Origin of the sequence: Alishewanella aestuarii B11, from assembly GCF_000280055.1 — a bacterium.
Lineage (GTDB): Bacteria > Pseudomonadota > Gammaproteobacteria > Enterobacterales > Alteromonadaceae > Alishewanella > Alishewanella aestuarii.
The window spans coordinates 301,397-318,361 of sequence record NZ_ALAB01000027.1; the positions used below are offsets into that span (position 1 = coordinate 301,397).

General features: G+C 41.2%; 16 protein-coding genes. 13 read left to right on the forward strand and 3 right to left on the reverse strand.

The genetic code is table 11. The features are described from left to right. Entirely contained in the window at positions 1 to 1,194 is a 1,194-nt protein-coding gene (locus AEST_RS10960) for a flagellin N-terminal helical domain-containing protein (protein WP_008609075.1), read from the forward strand. A gap of 25 nt (positions 1,195 to 1,219) precedes the next feature. On the opposite strand, the gene AEST_RS10965 is transcribed toward AEST_RS10960, so the two are convergent. Then, positions 1,220 to 2,530 (reverse strand): hypothetical protein, encoded by a 1,311-nt coding sequence (locus AEST_RS10965; protein ID WP_008609076.1) that lies wholly within the window; start codon positions 2,528 to 2,530, stop codon positions 1,220 to 1,222. 115 nt (positions 2,531 to 2,645) lie between these two features. Beyond that, positions 2,646 to 4,688: a DUF3987 domain-containing protein gene (locus AEST_RS10970; RefSeq protein WP_008609077.1), complete on the reverse strand. Its 2,043-nt coding sequence runs from the start codon at positions 4,686 to 4,688 to the stop codon at positions 2,646 to 2,648. Between the two features lie 268 nt (positions 4,689 to 4,956). Between AEST_RS10970 and AEST_RS10975 the strand changes: the two genes are divergently transcribed. The 9 genes from AEST_RS10975 (at position 4,957) to AEST_RS11015 (ending at position 12,079) form a co-directional block, all read left to right on the forward strand. After that, positions 4,957 to 5,640, forward strand: coding sequence for a hypothetical protein (locus tag AEST_RS10975; protein WP_156803893.1), 684 nt, complete (start codon positions 4,957 to 4,959; stop codon positions 5,638 to 5,640). Positions 5,641 to 5,790: 150 nt separating this feature from the next. Further along, a complete protein-coding gene (locus tag AEST_RS10980) occupies positions 5,791 to 6,684 on the forward strand; it encodes a tyrosine-type recombinase/integrase (protein WP_039925406.1) in 894 nt (297 codons plus the stop codon). A 10-nt stretch (positions 6,685 to 6,694) separates the two neighbouring features. Then, entirely contained in the window at positions 6,695 to 8,719 is a 2,025-nt protein-coding gene (locus AEST_RS10985; protein ID WP_008609080.1) for an AAA family ATPase, read from the forward strand. 39 nt (positions 8,720 to 8,758) lie between these two features. Then, positions 8,759 to 9,214: a DUF6641 family protein gene (locus AEST_RS10990; RefSeq protein WP_008609081.1), complete on the forward strand. Its 456-nt coding sequence runs from the start codon at positions 8,759 to 8,761 to the stop codon at positions 9,212 to 9,214. Positions 9,215 to 9,325: 111 nt separating this feature from the next. After that, a complete protein-coding gene (locus AEST_RS10995; RefSeq protein WP_008609082.1) occupies positions 9,326 to 9,769 on the forward strand; it encodes a JAB domain-containing protein in 444 nt (147 codons plus the stop codon). A gap of 36 nt (positions 9,770 to 9,805) precedes the next feature. After that, positions 9,806 to 10,216, forward strand: a complete 411-nt coding sequence (locus tag AEST_RS11000; protein WP_008609083.1) for a DUF2787 family protein — start codon at positions 9,806 to 9,808, stop codon at positions 10,214 to 10,216. Continuing rightward, positions 10,213 to 10,485, forward strand: coding sequence for a helix-turn-helix domain-containing protein (locus AEST_RS11005; protein ID WP_008609084.1), 273 nt, complete (start codon positions 10,213 to 10,215; stop codon positions 10,483 to 10,485). Before AEST_RS11000 ends, AEST_RS11005 begins: the two co-directional genes overlap by 4 nt. A 57-nt stretch (positions 10,486 to 10,542) precedes the next feature. Further along, entirely contained in the window at positions 10,543 to 10,866 is a 324-nt protein-coding gene (locus AEST_RS11010) for a hypothetical protein (protein WP_039925407.1), read from the forward strand. Between the two features lie 115 nt (positions 10,867 to 10,981). Beyond that, positions 10,982 to 12,079, forward strand: a complete 1,098-nt coding sequence (locus AEST_RS11015) for a DNA cytosine methyltransferase (protein WP_039925409.1) — start codon at positions 10,982 to 10,984, stop codon at positions 12,077 to 12,079. 26 nt (positions 12,080 to 12,105) lie between these two features. Here AEST_RS11015 and AEST_RS11020 read toward each other — a convergent pair whose 3' ends face one another. Next, positions 12,106 to 13,002, reverse strand: coding sequence for a hypothetical protein (locus AEST_RS11020; RefSeq protein WP_039925410.1), 897 nt, complete (start codon positions 13,000 to 13,002; stop codon positions 12,106 to 12,108). Between the two features lie 333 nt (positions 13,003 to 13,335). On the opposite strand from AEST_RS11020, the gene AEST_RS11025 reads away from it, so the two are divergent. The 3 genes from AEST_RS11025 to AEST_RS17050 all read left to right on the forward strand — a co-directional run bounded on the left by AEST_RS11025 (position 13,336) and on the right by AEST_RS17050 (position 16,964). Further along, positions 13,336 to 14,613 carry a tyrosine-type recombinase/integrase gene (locus AEST_RS11025; RefSeq protein WP_008609089.1) on the forward strand — a complete coding sequence of 426 codons (1,278 nt, stop codon included), beginning with the start codon at positions 13,336 to 13,338 and terminating at the stop codon, positions 14,611 to 14,613. Positions 14,614 to 15,470: 857 nt separating this feature from the next. Then, positions 15,471 to 16,202, forward strand: a complete 732-nt coding sequence (locus AEST_RS16835; protein ID WP_051030625.1) for a BRO-N domain-containing protein — start codon at positions 15,471 to 15,473, stop codon at positions 16,200 to 16,202. Positions 16,203 to 16,292: 90 nt separating this feature from the next. Further along, positions 16,293 to 16,964, forward strand: a complete 672-nt coding sequence (locus AEST_RS17050) for a DarT ssDNA thymidine ADP-ribosyltransferase family protein (RefSeq protein ID WP_083840428.1) — start codon at positions 16,293 to 16,295, stop codon at positions 16,962 to 16,964. Position 16,965: the final 1 nt, after the last annotated feature.

Genomic DNA, 16,965 nt, shown 5'->3' on the forward strand with positions numbered 1-16,965 from the left:
ATGTCATTGTTTGTTAATACCAATATTTCTTCATTAACAGCACAACGGTCAATCAATAACCTGAACGTGCCGCTAAGCCAAGCTTTTCAGAGATTAGCTTCTGGCTATCGCATTAATTCAGCTGCTGATGATGCTGCTGGCCTTCAGATTTCCAATAGACTTACTAGCCAGATTAACGGTATGGATCAGGGTGTTCGCAATGCTAATGATGGAATATCGCTTGCACAAGTTGCTGAAGGTGCACTTGACGAGATGACAACATCTATTCAGCGTATGCGAACTCTTGTAATACAAGCAAACAACGGTATCAACTCACTTGAGGATAAAGGTGCAATTCAAAAGGAAATTAATGCACTATCAGAAGAGATCAGTCGAATTGCTACTACAACGAAATTTGGCGATATTCCGCTACTGGACGGCAGTCTGGCAACTAAGTTTTTAGTTGGCGCCAATGCAAAGCCAGAAGACTATATTCCTATTGATCTCAATCGAACTGGTGGTTATGGCTCTGTTGCTCTCGGAATTGATCAAGTATTTGTGGGAGATCCGGGTGTAATTGAGCCAGCTGTGCCAGGCCGGAGGTATGAGCCAGGTGAAACCATTAATATGGTATCGCTATCTGGCCCTTGGTCAAATATACAAGTTAACGTAAACGATACTGGTTTTGTTACCTTGCCAACTCTTAATTTTGATCCATTTGATGATTCTGGAAATAATGATTTACTCGCTCAAGCTGTAAAGAGCATTAGACCAGATTTTGAATACACAAGATTTGGTACTAACGATATTCGTGTTGATGCTGGCACAGTTCAGTTCAGACTCAACTCTGTAGTACCTTTCGGTGATATTGTGCTTTCAACACCTGATTTTTATGGTACTCCTGCTTATTACACTGAACCACCTTTAGAAGGTGAAACAGCTGAATTTAATCTTGGTATTATTGATAATGCTCTTAAGGAGATCGATGACGCGAGGGCAAACCTCGGTGCTACGCAAAACCGCTTTCAGGCGACAATTAGAAACCTGAGTAATATTAGTGAAAATGTTAGCGCTGCTCGCAGCCGGATCAGAGATACTGATTATGCTAAAGAAACGGCAGAACTAACTCGGCTTCAGATCTTGCAGCAGGCCAGCACCACAGTGCTATCACAGGCTAATCAGCGACCGCAGGCAGCACTGACATTACTTCAATAGAGTGGTACTGCCATTTTTACTAAGATCAGGCAGAAATGATGGCCTTTTTAAGCTGTTTCAGTACTTTTCTCTGTTCTGCCTCTAATAAGTTATGGTTAATTTTTAACTCCAACGGTTCCAGATCTTGCACACTAATCACACTATTACCGCCAAGCTTGGTGAACCAGTACATAAATCCGTATTTACGAACCTGTTTCTGCTGTTTTTCACTAAGCTTTAACAGGAATCGTGGGCAGTAAATTTTCGTTCCCTTCAAGAAATATTGAGCTTCGTGCCAAATTGAACCCAATTTCAGACCACCAGTGTCATGCGGTTTACGAACACGTTCTAATCTAGTTATTTGCAGTGGCTGAAACGGAACCTTTTTGAATGACAGAATAGGAATTCTAAAAGGCCCGCTATCCAGCAGCTTTTGCAGTTTGTTGTATGCTCGAAAGTGACCACTGCCTGGATCACCTAATCGTTGAGTACCAACTACTTCGTCATCTGAGGTTTCATTTGGCCAATAATCATATTCTGTGCAACCTGCTTGATTGACAATCAGTTCGGGCAGATGAAGACCGACAACATCAAGCGCAATGTCTAGTCGCGTAACATTTGCAGTCAGAAGTTTCTTTTTGGCATTAACTCCAATCGAGTCTTTTAACCAGCCAAAAAATGTCTGTAACTCAGTTTCGGAATAACGCGCAGGATTGATAGTAACTTTTAGTAATCGCTGTTTAGGTCTAGCAGCCAACACTTTGGGATGAATACCCCAAAAAATAGCAATCTTATCCTCGTTACCAGCACCTAAAAGAGCAAAGTGTTGGTAAACATCCTGATAGTTTTTGATCCTAACAGGGCTTGCTCTACCCCTTTTTAACACCTTGAACGGGGTTGGTAGCTGCTTTAAATGTATATCTATTAGCTGTTTCAGCTCTTTTCGAGTGACATCTATGGTCAGATACAGCATATCAACGAGTGGTCTCGAACCAAATGCCATCGGATTACTGAGGAATAGACTTAAGAAACTGGATAACTTAGATAGTTTAAATTTATCTACTTGTTGATCATCAGGCTTTAGGCTAAACCAGTTTTTAATTTCAGGCTTAACTAAGTCATCCATACGACTACTATAGACCAGATCAGCGTACTGAGATGGCTGTAACTGTCTATTGGTAGCAGCTGAGTAATGAGTAATGTTATCAAGGTAATCACTACTAGACTTAGTGATCAGTAATGAGATCTTACTGCTAACTGTAGCTGATGTCTGATCTGTATTGATAATAGAATCAGAAAGCTTAGTTGTATTATAGTGATTTTTATCGCTATTTTGTTTAGTGTGATTAGTGTTCAAAATCTGGAACCTCGTTTACGCTCAACAGAGTTTATGTTCGATATGCTTACGAAAAACGCACACTAATCACACTAATGTCGATTCAACCAGTGTGATTAGTGTCCAAACTGACAAGTTAAAATTTGAGTACAACCTTCAGTAATGGATGGATATGCCACACGGTTTTTTTAGGCAGCTTTTCTGATTTGACATAACCGAAATTCTCAATGTACTTCAGAGTCTGTTCTACCTTACTAGTGTCTCTCTTGAAACCTTTCCAGTCTCTCTGTGATATCTCGCTCGCTGTATATGCGATGTTTGGATCAAGATTAGTGAGTCGGTTTAGCAAATCGACAGCACCCCCATGGACGTCACTTTCAGCATTATCGAAAATCGATTTTGAGTGCGAATATAGATACCTCATAGTTTTAATCGCGTAAACCATCGCCTTTGAACTGATCTTGCTAAAGTCTTTAATCGCTTTTTCATCGTCGTCATAGTTCAATACAAGCTCATAAACGAGAGCAATTTTCAAAACGGTTCCAGTATTCTTGTACAAGTGACTTTGCATTAACTCATTTAGGTTATCTTTTTTCTGAACCTCGTTAAGCTTTTGCTTAAACCTATTAAACTTAACATTGGCTTCTTTTGACAACTTGACAACCTTGTATCCATCAAACGTTAAAGCGTTTGAAATAAACTCATCGATAGCATTCAAAAACGAGAGCATTTTTTTCTTATATAGCCGCTTCTGAGACTGAAACTCTTCGGTTGTCGGTGTAACATTGACTACTGTTAGCTGGAAACGATTAAGTAGTCCGTCATTACCACCTTGCTCGCCATTTTTTGCTTCTGTAATGTGCGGTCTGTACGCATCAGGCTGAATACTCGTTATAACGGTTACCGTAGCATCTTTAACTGTTTTCAGTTGAGCTGTTGCGATTTTTCTTGAAAGAATCGCATTACCTGACTCTGACTGCATCAAGAGGCTTCGCATATCTAAATTGTTGTTTAAACTATTCAGTAATTGCCGAAACTCGTCTGCATATACGACAAGAGGTACATTTTTACCTGTTAATAATTGGTTAAAACCTGCTGGAGTGAAATCTGTGAGGAGCAGCATCTCAGCACTCGCAACACTTTCCTCTTCAACATTCAGCACTTTGACTTTTTTACCGATCGTCTTTATGATTTTGGCTGGATCAATCACTTTCCCTTCGTCAAAAGCGGTTTGAACCTCTTTCTTAATATCTCTCTCAGTAGCATGAGCGATCGCATTATCAATTTTGAGATTGTAATTTGATTCGGCTTTGTCAGCCGGAACGATAAACCTTTTGAATGTATTTAATGCACTTGTTGTGGCTGGAGTTTTTCCAGAACCAGCGACACCAACCAAGCAAGTCCAAAGGTTGGGTGATATGAATTTATTATCATCAAAACCGGTATCAACTCTCAAGAACTTTGAAATCGAAGTACCTATTAACGAAGTATTCACCGCGAATGCATAGTCCGCTGTTGTGCCATCTAACGAAGCTTGCGACATTACATAGTTGTATAACAGCTCTGGCATCATGTCTTGGTTTAGCATTCTTATAGGTGATTCTTTCTCTCGAAATGGTTTTGGCGCTATCCATTTTTTGCCACCCATTAGTGAATAAAATCGGTATAGACTCATCGGTTTACTTAGAGCTCCGACTGAATAGGCGCCCTTTTTGACAGTAAACCAACGATAAATTTTTATACTCTTTTTTTCTCCAAGATATTGCTTTAAATCTTCGAGCTCCTTACGAGAACCGTCAATCAGATAAACAGCTTCAAAAGCAGTCCTGGTCTTAATGTGCAATTGTGCTTCAGGATGGTCCTTGATAAATGCTCCAAACTCATGTTCATCATGCTCGCCATCGTCGATATACCTGACAAAGAAAAATGGGTCTGCTTTAGATTCGTCACAGGCTATTTTGCAACCTAAGCGATGAAAGTCTGAGTTTCCACTATTTATTAAATTCTTTAGTTCACTAGAGCTATATTCATCATTGTCTTTTCTGATAAGTAAATTTACACCTGAACCTGTATACCCCATCACAAATGAAAGCGCTGATAAGTCCGGTGTTAAATCAATATCGGAAACGCCTGCTAATAAATCTGAATTGGTATTGCTAATGTTCTTTAACGATTCCACAAGTCACCTCTGCTGTTAATGTTTACCAATCGTGTTGGCACTAACAAACAATATCATTGAGAGACCGTTTTACCTCCCTGTAACTTTTTGAAAAAACCATAAAAAACACACTGGTAAGCCATTGTTTTAACTTGTTATTTTTCTCGAAAATTTCTAACTTTTTCAGTTAAAAAACATCAAAAAGCGATATCCGTAACTCATTGACTTTATTGTTTTTTATGGGATAGTGGTTTTTAGGATAGTCGAAAAAATGTCGGGGACTTTGCAAGTGAAAACATCAGAATTTGAGTTTGGAACCGAAACGAATCCCTTGGTCTTGGAAAAGATAAATACACCAAGACCAAGGATAAGTCGTTGCGTTAGATTTAATCCTGAAGCTAGAAACTCTCTTGAGCCAGTCTCAATCGATTTTGGTAAATTTCGCGGAAGAAAAGAGAGAGTCTATGACATTGAACAGATTTTTCTTAAGAATCTACTATCAAATCCAAATCTGTCTTTAAACGCGCTAAGGCTAGCCATCTGGATGGTTATACAAATACATATGTGGCCTGACGAGCAACAAATCTTTATCATTAGTCATAGTGACGAAGTTTCAAGCATGAATAAACTTTGCATAGGGCACCCGCGAGGACATTTGGCTATTTATCTGAATATAGAATTCATAGATTTGTTACCTAAACTAAAGAAAATGTCGATCAATTTTACACGCACTGACGTTATAGCTGCTCTTCAAGAGCTTCACGATTTCCAATATCTAACCGTTACAGAAGTTAAATATGAAAATAGTTATCTTGGACGCAAGGCAAGAAAAAAAGAAGCTGAGTCCAAGAATCGTGCACAAGATATAAAACAGCCTACTTTTCTAACAGAACGATGCTCTTTAGTTTGTGTTACCCTTACTAAACAACTGTACGAAAAAAACTTTTCAGGTAAATGGACTCCGACACTTTAAATCATTGTCATACCTAATATCATCGTTACGTGAGTCAAAAATAGAGGCTGAATTCCAAGCAATTTTATGATATAATTCAAACTCTTAAATCACACCCCTTTCCCGTTTTACAACCACCTAAAAATCAAACTTAACTATCGGAGGTACTCTATGAGTACAGCTTCGCCGTACGCGCTTTACCTAAGCAAATTGTCGGCAACAAGCAGGGTATCTATTGCCTCACAACTGCGTAGCATTGCACGTATCATGGGCTGGCCGCTTGATGATGTGACCCGTTTTAATCGCGTCAACTATCAGGAAATGCTGCAAATCCGTGCGCTGTTACAGCACGAAGGCTGGGCACCTCGCTCTGTCAACCGTGCCCAGGTTGCGCTTAAAAGCATCGTTAAAATCGCGGTCATGATGAAGCAAGCTGATCCAGAGCAACTAGAGCAGCTAAGTACCATCAGTAAGCTGAAGTATCCTGAGTTTCAGGGCACCGCACTGACTAAGCAGCAGGTTAAATCGTTATTTGACCTCCTAACGCGTTCAACCTCTGCCACCGGTATTCGTAACGTTGCCCTGTTCGCGGCGCTGCTCGGTACAGGCCTTCGACGCTCTGAGCTTGTCGCACTTGAGATTAAAGACCTCGACCTTAGCAAGCAAACGCTGCTGGTGCGTCACGGTAAAGGCAATAAATCTCGCACGGTCTATCTGCCTGAATGGTGCCAGCAACATCTGCAAAACTGGCTGGCATTGCGCTCGAAACAAGCAGGTTTCTTGTTCTGTCCGGTTCAAGTAGGTGGCAAAGTCAGCCCCCATAGCCCTATCAGTGTGTCACTCGTTTTCAGACTGATTAAGAGCAAGTTAAAGCGTATTGGTGTTGAGAATGCGTCACCGCATGACCTAAGGCGCACCTTTATTACACGCCTGCTAGAGCAAAATGTGGACCTTAATACCGTGCGTCAGATGGCAGGCCATGCGTCTATGACCACAACCACAATCTACGATAAACGTGATGTGCAGTTTATGCAGCAAGCAGCTGCGGCACTGCGTTATGAGTAAGGTATCCAGAATGGCAAAAGCTAAACATAAATCGCCTTCGCGTCACCTGAATCATATGGCTGGCGCGATGTGTTATCGCTTACTGACTGAAATACCTGATGCGCTGTACATGATTGAGCTAACGTTACCGATGGTCAGTCGCATTATAGGCACGGGCTTATCCTACAACGATTACAACACGAACTTTGAGCTGCTGGAGCTCCTGAAAATTCCTGATCCAGCACCGAAGAAAACCGAGCAGGTTAGACAAAATCTCAGTCAGCTATGCAATATCTTCGAGTTGGATGAACGAGTCGCCATCCTGCTTGAGTTTATCCTCATCATGAACATTAACCCGCACGCGAAGTTCTTAATCGACTGTATTGAGTTACCAGACCAAGACCATGACCTAATGCTGTTCTACGAGCACATCAGTGGCCTCGATAAGCATCACATTATTGAGGCGATGGAATCACTGATTTCAAAAGGCATTCTGAGTGCCGATTCAGCACCACAGCATCTGCCGTGGTTAGAGATGTCGAACCCTATTCAGTATCTGCTGACAAAAAGTGTCGTGACATCCTGCGAGCAAATACTGGCAAGCTTCTTAGTCAAAAGCCCTGCTCCGGCATTTACGCTGTCAGACTTTGACTATGTGAACATCGACCTGCTGCGTAGGTATATGCAAAAAGCGACGGCTGCTCAGCATACCGGTATTAATGTGCTGCTGTATGGTTGTGCTGGCACCGGTAAAACAGAGTTAGCGCGTGCGCTGGCCTCAGAGCTTGACCGGCAGTTATTTGAGATAGGCAGTCAGGTTATTGCAGACGGCAAGTTGCAGCAGAAACACAGTACTAAGTACGTGAACAGTCAACGTGTACAGTACCTGACAACCGTGCAGACCTTGCTTCGTAACAGTACAGAAAACCTGTTACTGATTGATGAGTGTGAGAGCATCTTTCTAAACGCTGATAGCTCGTACAGCAAAGATATGCTGCATCAGACGCTGGAGCGCAACACGGTGCCAGCGATTTGGATAACCAATCATGTTGGTTGCCTTGAAGATAGCTACTTACGCCGCTTTAAACTGGTACTGGAAATCAACTCACCGGATGAGAGCAAGTTAAAAGCGCTAACTGAACAGGCCGTGCATGGCCTTAACCTCAGTGAAAACGCAGTTGAAAAGATAGCAGCCGTTAAACACATCACACCGGCCATTATCGGTAACGCGGCCTATGTCACAAAGACTGTCGGTGAGAAGCGAACCAAAGCCGAAAGCACCATGCTAGAGGTGATTGAAAATACGCTTGAAGCCTGTGGACTGTGGCAAAACGACATGCGCTATCAGCAGGAAATACCGTTTGATGTAAGTTTGCTTAACCTTAAGCAACCGAAATCCGTTATCGATGAAATCAATCATGCGGTATCGCAAGGTCAGCCGGTTCGCGTACTGCTCTGTGGACCACCTGGAACCGGTAAAACGGCGTATGCGCACTATCTAACAAAAGCGCATGACATCAAGCTAAAACGGGTGCAATGCTCAGATGTCCTTAGCAAGTATGTCGGTGAAAGTGAGCAGAACGTTCGACAGCTGTTTATCAGCGCCCATCGCAACAAACACGCGCTGCTGCTTGATGAGGTCGATAGCTTACTGACAAGTCGTGACAGGCTTCAGGCACAGCACGAAACGCAGTTAGTGAATGAAATCCTGACACAGCTTGAGTGCTTTACGCAGCCGCTCTTCGCTGCAACTAATTTCGAAACAGCGTTAGACAAAGCCGTACTGCGTAGATTCGATTTTAAGCTTGAGTGCGACTACTTGCACACAGAGCAAGTGTTGATGCTGTTCCGTCGCGTTCTGAGCGTTTCTAGGCTTACTCAGGACGAGCAACAGCAGCTCAGTACACTCAAGCGCTTAACACCTGGCGACTTTGCAATCATCGCAAGACGCATGAAGTTTCAACCCAAGCAAGACCATCGTCAGTCAGCGCTGAAAATGCTGCTCGACGAGAACAAACGTAAACAACCCAACCCAACGATTGGCTTTGTTCACTAATTTAGTGACAAGCGCCAGCGACTAACAAAGGAAATACCTATGACTAGTATATTGAGTTCTCTCAAGGTTATCGCTCGCCCAAAAATTGAGCCTAAACCACCAATCATCGGCAAACGCTTACGACTGATTGAAAAGCTCGATGAGCAATTAGCGATTGCGCAGGCCATGTTAGACGGTCAGCCTTATGAATCGTATCGCGATAAAAAAGTGAAAGACCCCGAGACGGGTGAGCGCAAAACCGTGCGCACGCGCAAAGCGGTTCGGCCTTGGTACTTCGACGATAACAATCACTACTACTTTGAAATCCGTGTCGGCTTTAAACCTATGGAGCTTGATAAAGGAAAATCTGCAATCGATGTTGGTGATAAAGCACAGCTACCGATCGTGATTAACGCCATCATCAAAGCCGTTGAAGCAGGCGAGTTAGATCAACAAATCTTGCAGGCTAAACCGCAGAAACCCTCAAAACCTAAAGAGCCGAAAAAGACGGCTTAACCATGAACGTGATTGCCAGAGTGCAACAACACTCTGGCAGTTTAGAGGTTTTGACAGTGCGCTAATAACAGCACTGAACAGCTAACAGGCTTTAACGGTTTTGGAGGTGCCATGCCAACGTTACGCGAAATCGATGTGAAGTATCGATTTAAAGATGTGGCCTGCAATATCACAGGTAAGAACATTAACTCACCTGAGCGCATTGCACAGTTATTTGACTATCTGAAGTATGAAACAAAAGAGCAGTTTATCGTCGTTAACCTGACACAGCAGCACGACATTAACTGTTTTGAAGTCGTTGCAACCGGCACAGTCAATGCGGTTCAGGTTCGTCCTGCTGAAATACTGCGTACTGCTGTGCTACTGAATTTACCGAATATTCTGCTGATACATAACCATCCGTCAGGCGACCCGAAACCCAGTCAGTCAGACATTAACTTTACCGAGCGGATGATTAAGGCCGCTGAAGTGTTGGACATTAAAGTGATGGATCATCTGATTATCGGCCTTGACTGCTTTACCAGCTTGCAACAAACACACCCGCACATTTTTTAGCTGCACAACCCAACATTTATCGAGAGGAAAACACCTATGCGTATTCAGTACGAGGGCTTAGCTTTGCCTGTATCAAAGCGATTTATCGATGCACTTATCGAAGTCATTGAGCCGGTTAAAGAGCCGATGGCAGAGTTCATTACCGTTAACTTTCGTGATCCGAAATACAGCGCTGAACAAGGCGGCTACCATCCGGTTGAAATCATGCTCACAGGCCGATGTGGAAGATACGAACTCTGCTACATCACCGATTTTTGTTTTGCAGGTATTGGCGACTGTGCCGAGCTGTTGAAGTCACTCGATTTCGAATTTATCGCTGGCACCTTTCAGGACATAACAGGTTACTACCCTATTGAAGTCGCCAGAGAAATCTACCCGATATGGGAAGACAACTTTTTAACCTACTGGCTGGATATGGGGGTTTTTGAGGTGGAGGTATCATCATGAGTAAGGTTGATAAGCGTAAAAACATCAACAACGATGATCCACGTAGAGTCGCATTAGGTCAGTGGGTACGTGAACAGCGCATGGCAAAAGGGTATACTATGCGAGATATGGCAGCGAAAAGCGGCAGACCGCATAGCTATTTTGGCAAGATTGAACAGGCACAGCGAGGACTGGACTTGTTGGAATTCATTGATATGTGTAACTGGCTTGATGTATCACCGATGAAATCATTCTTGTCCGTGCAAGTTTCGTTTAAACAGCAGTCGTAAATATGAATTAAGGGCAGTAAAAATCCCGCGCTGCCCTGACAACTAACTGAGGTTTATATGCTGTATAAAAAAGCGTTTGGTGCTAACTTCAATCTTGGATTTAACCTAAGCGATTTTCCACAACTTCATGACAAGAGTTATCACAACGATGTCTGTCCAAGTTTTTGGTACATGAAGAATGGTCTGTATTTTGTGTTATGGGTTGATTTCGAAAACCCTGACAATCGAGAATCTGATAGCAAACGCTATACGATTACCACAGCAGAGAATTTAGGTGACGATGGATATCCCGATATAGTTATTGATGATCAAAATGCCACAATAATCTCTACTGATGAACCAAAAGATATAATAACATTTCTATTAAACTCAATAAGTTGAAACGCATCAAGCTGAAACCCCTCACAGGGTTATACAAAAATCACACTTACCCGTTAAACTGTATTAATATACAGTCCAATATGGTCCTGTGAGCTAACTTAAAGAAATATCCTAAATGAAGAAAAAATTTACTTGTATAGAGAGCTTCTGTGGAGCAGGCGGGATGTCAATTGGCATTGACCAAGCTGAGTTCGATGTAAAAATGGCTTTTGACCTCAATGAATGGGCTGTCAAAACTTATCAAACAAGCATATCTAATAATTGTATTGTTGCTGATGCATCACAGATTAAATCTGATTTTATTAAAGAATATTCCAATTTAAAAACTGGTGAACTTGACCTTTTCAGTGGAGGACCACCCTGCCAAGGGTTTTCAAAGCAACGGAGAGGAGCACACATATTTGATGATCCAAGAAATGGCTTAGTTAAAGAGTACGCGAGACTTGTAAAAGAATTACTGCCAAAGTCATTTATACTTGAAAATGTCGCAATTTTCGGACAAAAAAGGGGTCTCTCTCAATTATTAGAGTTAGAGAACTACGTTGAAAACTATAGACTTTACCCTCATTTTTATAATGCAGCCGATTATGGTCTGGCACAGACACGCGAAAGATTTATCTTAGTAGGAATTCGTAAAGATTTTGAACTACCGTTCATAAAACCAAAACCAACGGTTGAAAAATGGCGCACTGTCGGTGAAATAATAGGAGATTTACCTGAGCCTCCAATGGACTACTCTGAACATCCAGATTATTTCAATCATCAGAGAGCCCGAGTCACACAAATAAACATAGAAAGGTTTTCTCATGTGCCTCAGGGTGGTGGATGGCAAGACATCCCTTTTGATTTAAGATTAGAGTGTCATAAAAAAGCAGATACCAAAAGCGGAGGATGGCCAGATGTCTACGGCCGCCTACTTTGGAATGGTCAATGCCCAACAATTACAGGAGGCTTTGATAGTTTTACGCGAGGTCGTTATGGGCACCCTCTTCAGAACCGACCACTAACACCTAGAGAAGCAGCAAGATTACAGGGATTCCCTGACAGTGTGAATTTTCAAGGGAGTAGGCAAGAAGTTAGGTATCAAATTGGAAATGCTGTACCACCTCCACTAGCTAAAGCTGTTGCAGAACAAATAAAGAAAGTTTTATCAAATATAGAATCAGAAGAACTTTCTATACGAAAAAATGAATTGCAGTTATCTATTTTCTGAATCAGCTCCTGAGTAGACTTTAAAGTCTACTCATTTCCAACTTGATTTAATTTTATTATATTACTTAAATCACTCTTTAATAGCTCTCCAATTGAACCTACTTTTACAAGTTTGAGAATATCTTGGCTGAGATAACGTACAGGAGGATCTAGATAGTAAATTCCAGTTAACTTTGATAAGTGTTCTTGATACAGCTTAATAGTGCCAGGAACACAAATATCATTGACTTTTTTCTTCTTGTTGTCCCTTTGCGTTTCGCTTACACAAAGAAGTATGCTTCTGTATTGACCAGGTGATATCGAGTCTAGAATCCGCTGGTGAGCATAAGGTTGAACTATACGCTCCCTCGTTGTAGTTTTTGCTGGAAAAACAAATATTTCATTTTTATTTGAAAAGCAAATATCTGTTGATAAACTTTCACCATCTGGTAGTGATATATGTTTTCCGCGATTGTGATTGATAAAAAACCTACTAAAGATACTACCTAGAAGAATTTCAAAATGTGTTCCAGGAGTTTTTCTACTACTATTTTTCCAAATATCATAGCAGATCGCAAAGCTCATTATTGCTGTATAAATAATACGATCAATATTTAAAACCTCTAATTGACAACTGCAATTTTCAGAATCAATCTTCTCAATAAAATCTAACCAAGATGCTTCAAATTCTTCTGGATCAGAAATAAAAAGCTCCGTTGCTATAGGCCTGCTGTAAATTAATTCGTGATAGCAAATATAATTTTTGTTTCCTACACTTCCGTAATCATCAAATTTCAGATTGGCTATGAGTTTCAAACATTGAGAAGCGATTTCTGAAATTTCATCAAGAGGTGACAATCCAGAATCATAAAGTTTTTTTATTTTCTCGTGTTTTTCTTCAACAAGTGTTAATTCAAATGGTGCAGCCACAACTATAAAGTCCATACAATAAAATCTTGTATGTACAATAACGGAAAAATAACAATTGTGGAACTTAAATTTGGTGCCTAGGGCCGGACTCGAACCGGCACGTTGTCGCCAACGGTGGATTTTGAACAGACTACAAATAGAATAGCAGTCAACAAAACAATGAGTTACACTCATTTTTAGAAACTTTGCAAATTCTTTGCAAGAACTTCGGACTGCTATCATGCTTAAACGTCAGCCAAAAGAGCAAGTTTTGCTCATAAAAACAGCACCTTTTGCACTCTATAACTGTGGCTCTCTTAGCCTATTTCCAACTGCCAAAGATTCGAATCAACAGTATGGAGAGTGGTTATGAGTGTACAACTTGAACGTCATGATGTTACCACAGGCTTATACATCTTTCTTCAGAATAACAGTAAACGCTGGTATGCCAGATTTGTCATTGATGGTAAGTGGTATTGCAAGGCAACTAAGGAAGAAGACAAAGATAAGGCAATAGCCAAAGCACACCGCATATTCGTAGAGCATCAGATACGGTTCGAAACTAACACACTGACAACCAGTAAACGGTTCAAGGATGTTGCTGAAAAAGCCATTGCTACCATGAAACATGATATGGAACGTGGTGCGGGTAAAGTCATCTATGAAGACTATATAGGCTGCTTAAACAGATACCATATCCCATTCTTCGACCGGACTTTCATCACCAGCATAGACGTTGACGCACTTCGAGCCTTCGATAAGTGGCGCGAAGAGAAAATGAAACGTAAGCCTGCTCGTTCTACCCTTCTAACACATAACGCTGCACTGCAACTGGTATTCAAAGAAGCTGTTGAAAATAAGTGGATGCTTGCCTCACAAATACCAGCACTTGCAGCAGATGGCGCAAATATGGTTCGTCGAGCAGCTTTTACACCTGCCGAATACGAACGCATTCTTGAAAAACTTTTTGATATGGAGGAAAACAGTCGGAAAGAGGTAACAAAGCAGATCCGCGAATTGACGCAAGACTATGCGGAATTTGTGATTAATACTGGTATGCGACCAGGTACTGAGCTAGACAACCTAACATGGGGTGATCTTCATATTGAGCGCCATGAGGATCAGGCAACCTTTTATATAAGTGTACGTAAGGGTAAAACGACACTGCATACTGGTACTCGTGAAGTCGTATGCAAACGCAGTTTACAACGTACAATCTGGCGAATGACAGAACGTTTTCCAAATCGACAGGCAAAAGATCTTCTGTTTAGATTACCTGATGGTTCAGAAACTAAAGAAATCAGCCGTACCTTTAATGCTGCACTGAAAGAACTTGGCCTTGACGAATCACCACACGGCAAAAGAACACTATATTCACTTCGTCATTCGTTTATCACATGGGAACTGGTGGCTCAAAAGGTAACCATTGATGTGCTCGCACGTCAGTGTGGTACTAGTATTGAAATGATCGAGCGTCATTACAGCCATGTGATACCTCGCATGTTTAGTCAGCAACTATCAGGTGTGGTGATACCGGATAAAAGGGAAATCGAGAAAAAGTGGGGACATCAGGAATCGTTAGTAAAACTATGGAAAGATCGGTTTATTCAGTGGGAAAAGAACTACAAACGAAAAGGATGTATATAAAAAAGAGAATTTTAAAGTTGTATAAAAAAACCACAAAAAGGGTTGCAATATTGGTAAGCAACCGGGCAATTATGATAACAGGTTGGTGAGCACTAACACAAAAATGACACTGTATATTTTGACAGTTTTCTCGCTTGCATAAATACAAAACACACACTATCTTGTGTTTAAGCCCTAACTAAACACCATATGTAGTGAGGGTTAGGTTGAAGGATCTAAGGCCGACTGGTACTCGGCCGAAGATCGCAGTACCAACCGAGTACGGTTGCTACCCCAAATGTGGGGTTTGGATTGTAGCAGCCTAGTTGAAACTTTCAACTAAGGAGTTGACACCATGGCGAAAACCCAAGGTGGTAAAAAGAAAGTTCATGTTCCTGCACATACCCGAAATGACGGGACAAAGGTTCGTGAACATTACAGATCAACCCCAAATTGATCTGACAGAAAGCCTCTTTATTAGAGGCTTTATTGTGTAACTACAATCCAATTTAAGGAGCCATACTATGGCTAGATACATCTTAAACTCAAACGCTCAATCAACCGGTGAACATGAAGTTCATAATACCAATACCTGCTACTGGCTCCCAGAGCCTCGTAACAGAATAGACTTGGGTGAGCACCCTAATTGCCAGTCAGCGGTATCAGAAGCTAGGAGGCGTTATCAGGGACGTAAAATTGATGGCTGTGCTCACTGTTGTCCTGATTGCCACACTAGGTAAGGAACTTTTTGAACAAGGATGTTACTATTTTGACCGGATTTTATTAAGCAATGAAGCCTGTCAGAAAATGCATTATCACTTCTTAAGCGTAGCATTGACCCCAAGATTACACGTATTAATTTTTCAGTGAGATGAGTAATGGAAAACGATATCAATAGCATTATCCTTACATACCCTGAGGGTGGCTCAAATATAAGAACATTGTATCGTGGAGAAGACGTCTTATTCTCTCTTCACGATATTGTTGCACTTCTCGCTAAACAGAACTCAGAGCTTGCCAAAGGTGGAAAATCAGAGGGATTGATGGGCCTGATCAAAGCACAGATCGAGGTTCTTGAACCAGATGAGAAAGAAGGGTTTGGACAAGAAACATATGTTACTCAACCAGGCCTTTTTAGGATTATCTTAAGAGACAATAGCCCTGCGTGCAAAAGGTTTCAAAGGTGGGTAACGCATGAAGTCTTGCCATCAATCCAAAAGTACGGAACCTACCCTCCTCCCATTCTAAAAGTTTCTAATAAGGACTCAGATGTCAAAAGACTTGTCCAGGCATTATTAATTGAAATTGAAGAGAGAGAGCGGCTGGAGGTACAAACTAAGCAAAAATTTCTAGAACATGAAGAGAGACTCAATCATCTAGGCTCAATGCTGGAGGCTGTGAAATCTGAGGGGAAATTTATTGATGTAGAATCTTTTTGTAAAAGCCATGAAATCGATTCAACGCATTATCACTTAATACTTAGTTGGTGCATAAAGATTTGTGCTGAACAGGATGAACCATCAGCGAAAAAATTTATCAATGGAAAAACACATCCTGCGTTTCCAGAATATGTCCTTATTAAAGCAGCGGAGAAAGCTCTGAAACGTTAACTTTCATTTGAAAATTAAATAATAAAGCGTCAAAGAACAAACTCAAACTGTTGATACTTGATTAAAATACATTTAAAAGGAACTTAGAAATTGACCATTAACAATATCCTAGAAAGTAGAAATATTTCTGCATTGATACACTTCACCCGACTAGAAAATTTACCGTCAATTATGACGCACGGAATACAACCAAGAGCTGTAATTGATAACCCAAATAACAGAATAAATGGATTCACCAATGACACAATCCGTGTGGATGGCAAGACTGATGCAAATTGTTTATCAATTTCTTACCCAAACTGCTCTATGCTTTACAAGCTTAGAAATGAAAATCCGCAAACATCTTGGGTTGTAATCGCAGTAAAACCTGAAATTTTATTAACTAAACCGTGTTTGTTCTACCCTACAAATGCCGCTTGCAACCAAGTAAGACACCTTGCCCCTAGCAATTTTACTGGACCTGCAGCATTATCAAAAATGTTCGATGAAACAATTGTTGGGAAAGTAGTAACTGTTAGAACTGAACATCCATATTTATTGCCTTGCGACCCAACGGACGTACAAGCTGAAGTTTTAGTTTACGGCACCATTGAACCTCATTTAATAATTGGATGTATTTTTGAACGGGAGAGTCAAAGAGCTGAGTTCGCGAAGAACTATTCTGGGTTTAAATCTTCGGCTAAGAACGGTTGGGGGGTTTTTGATAATAGAAAGCAAAGTAGACAAAACGGTTATACCGGCGTCTCGATAAACAGGGGGTAAC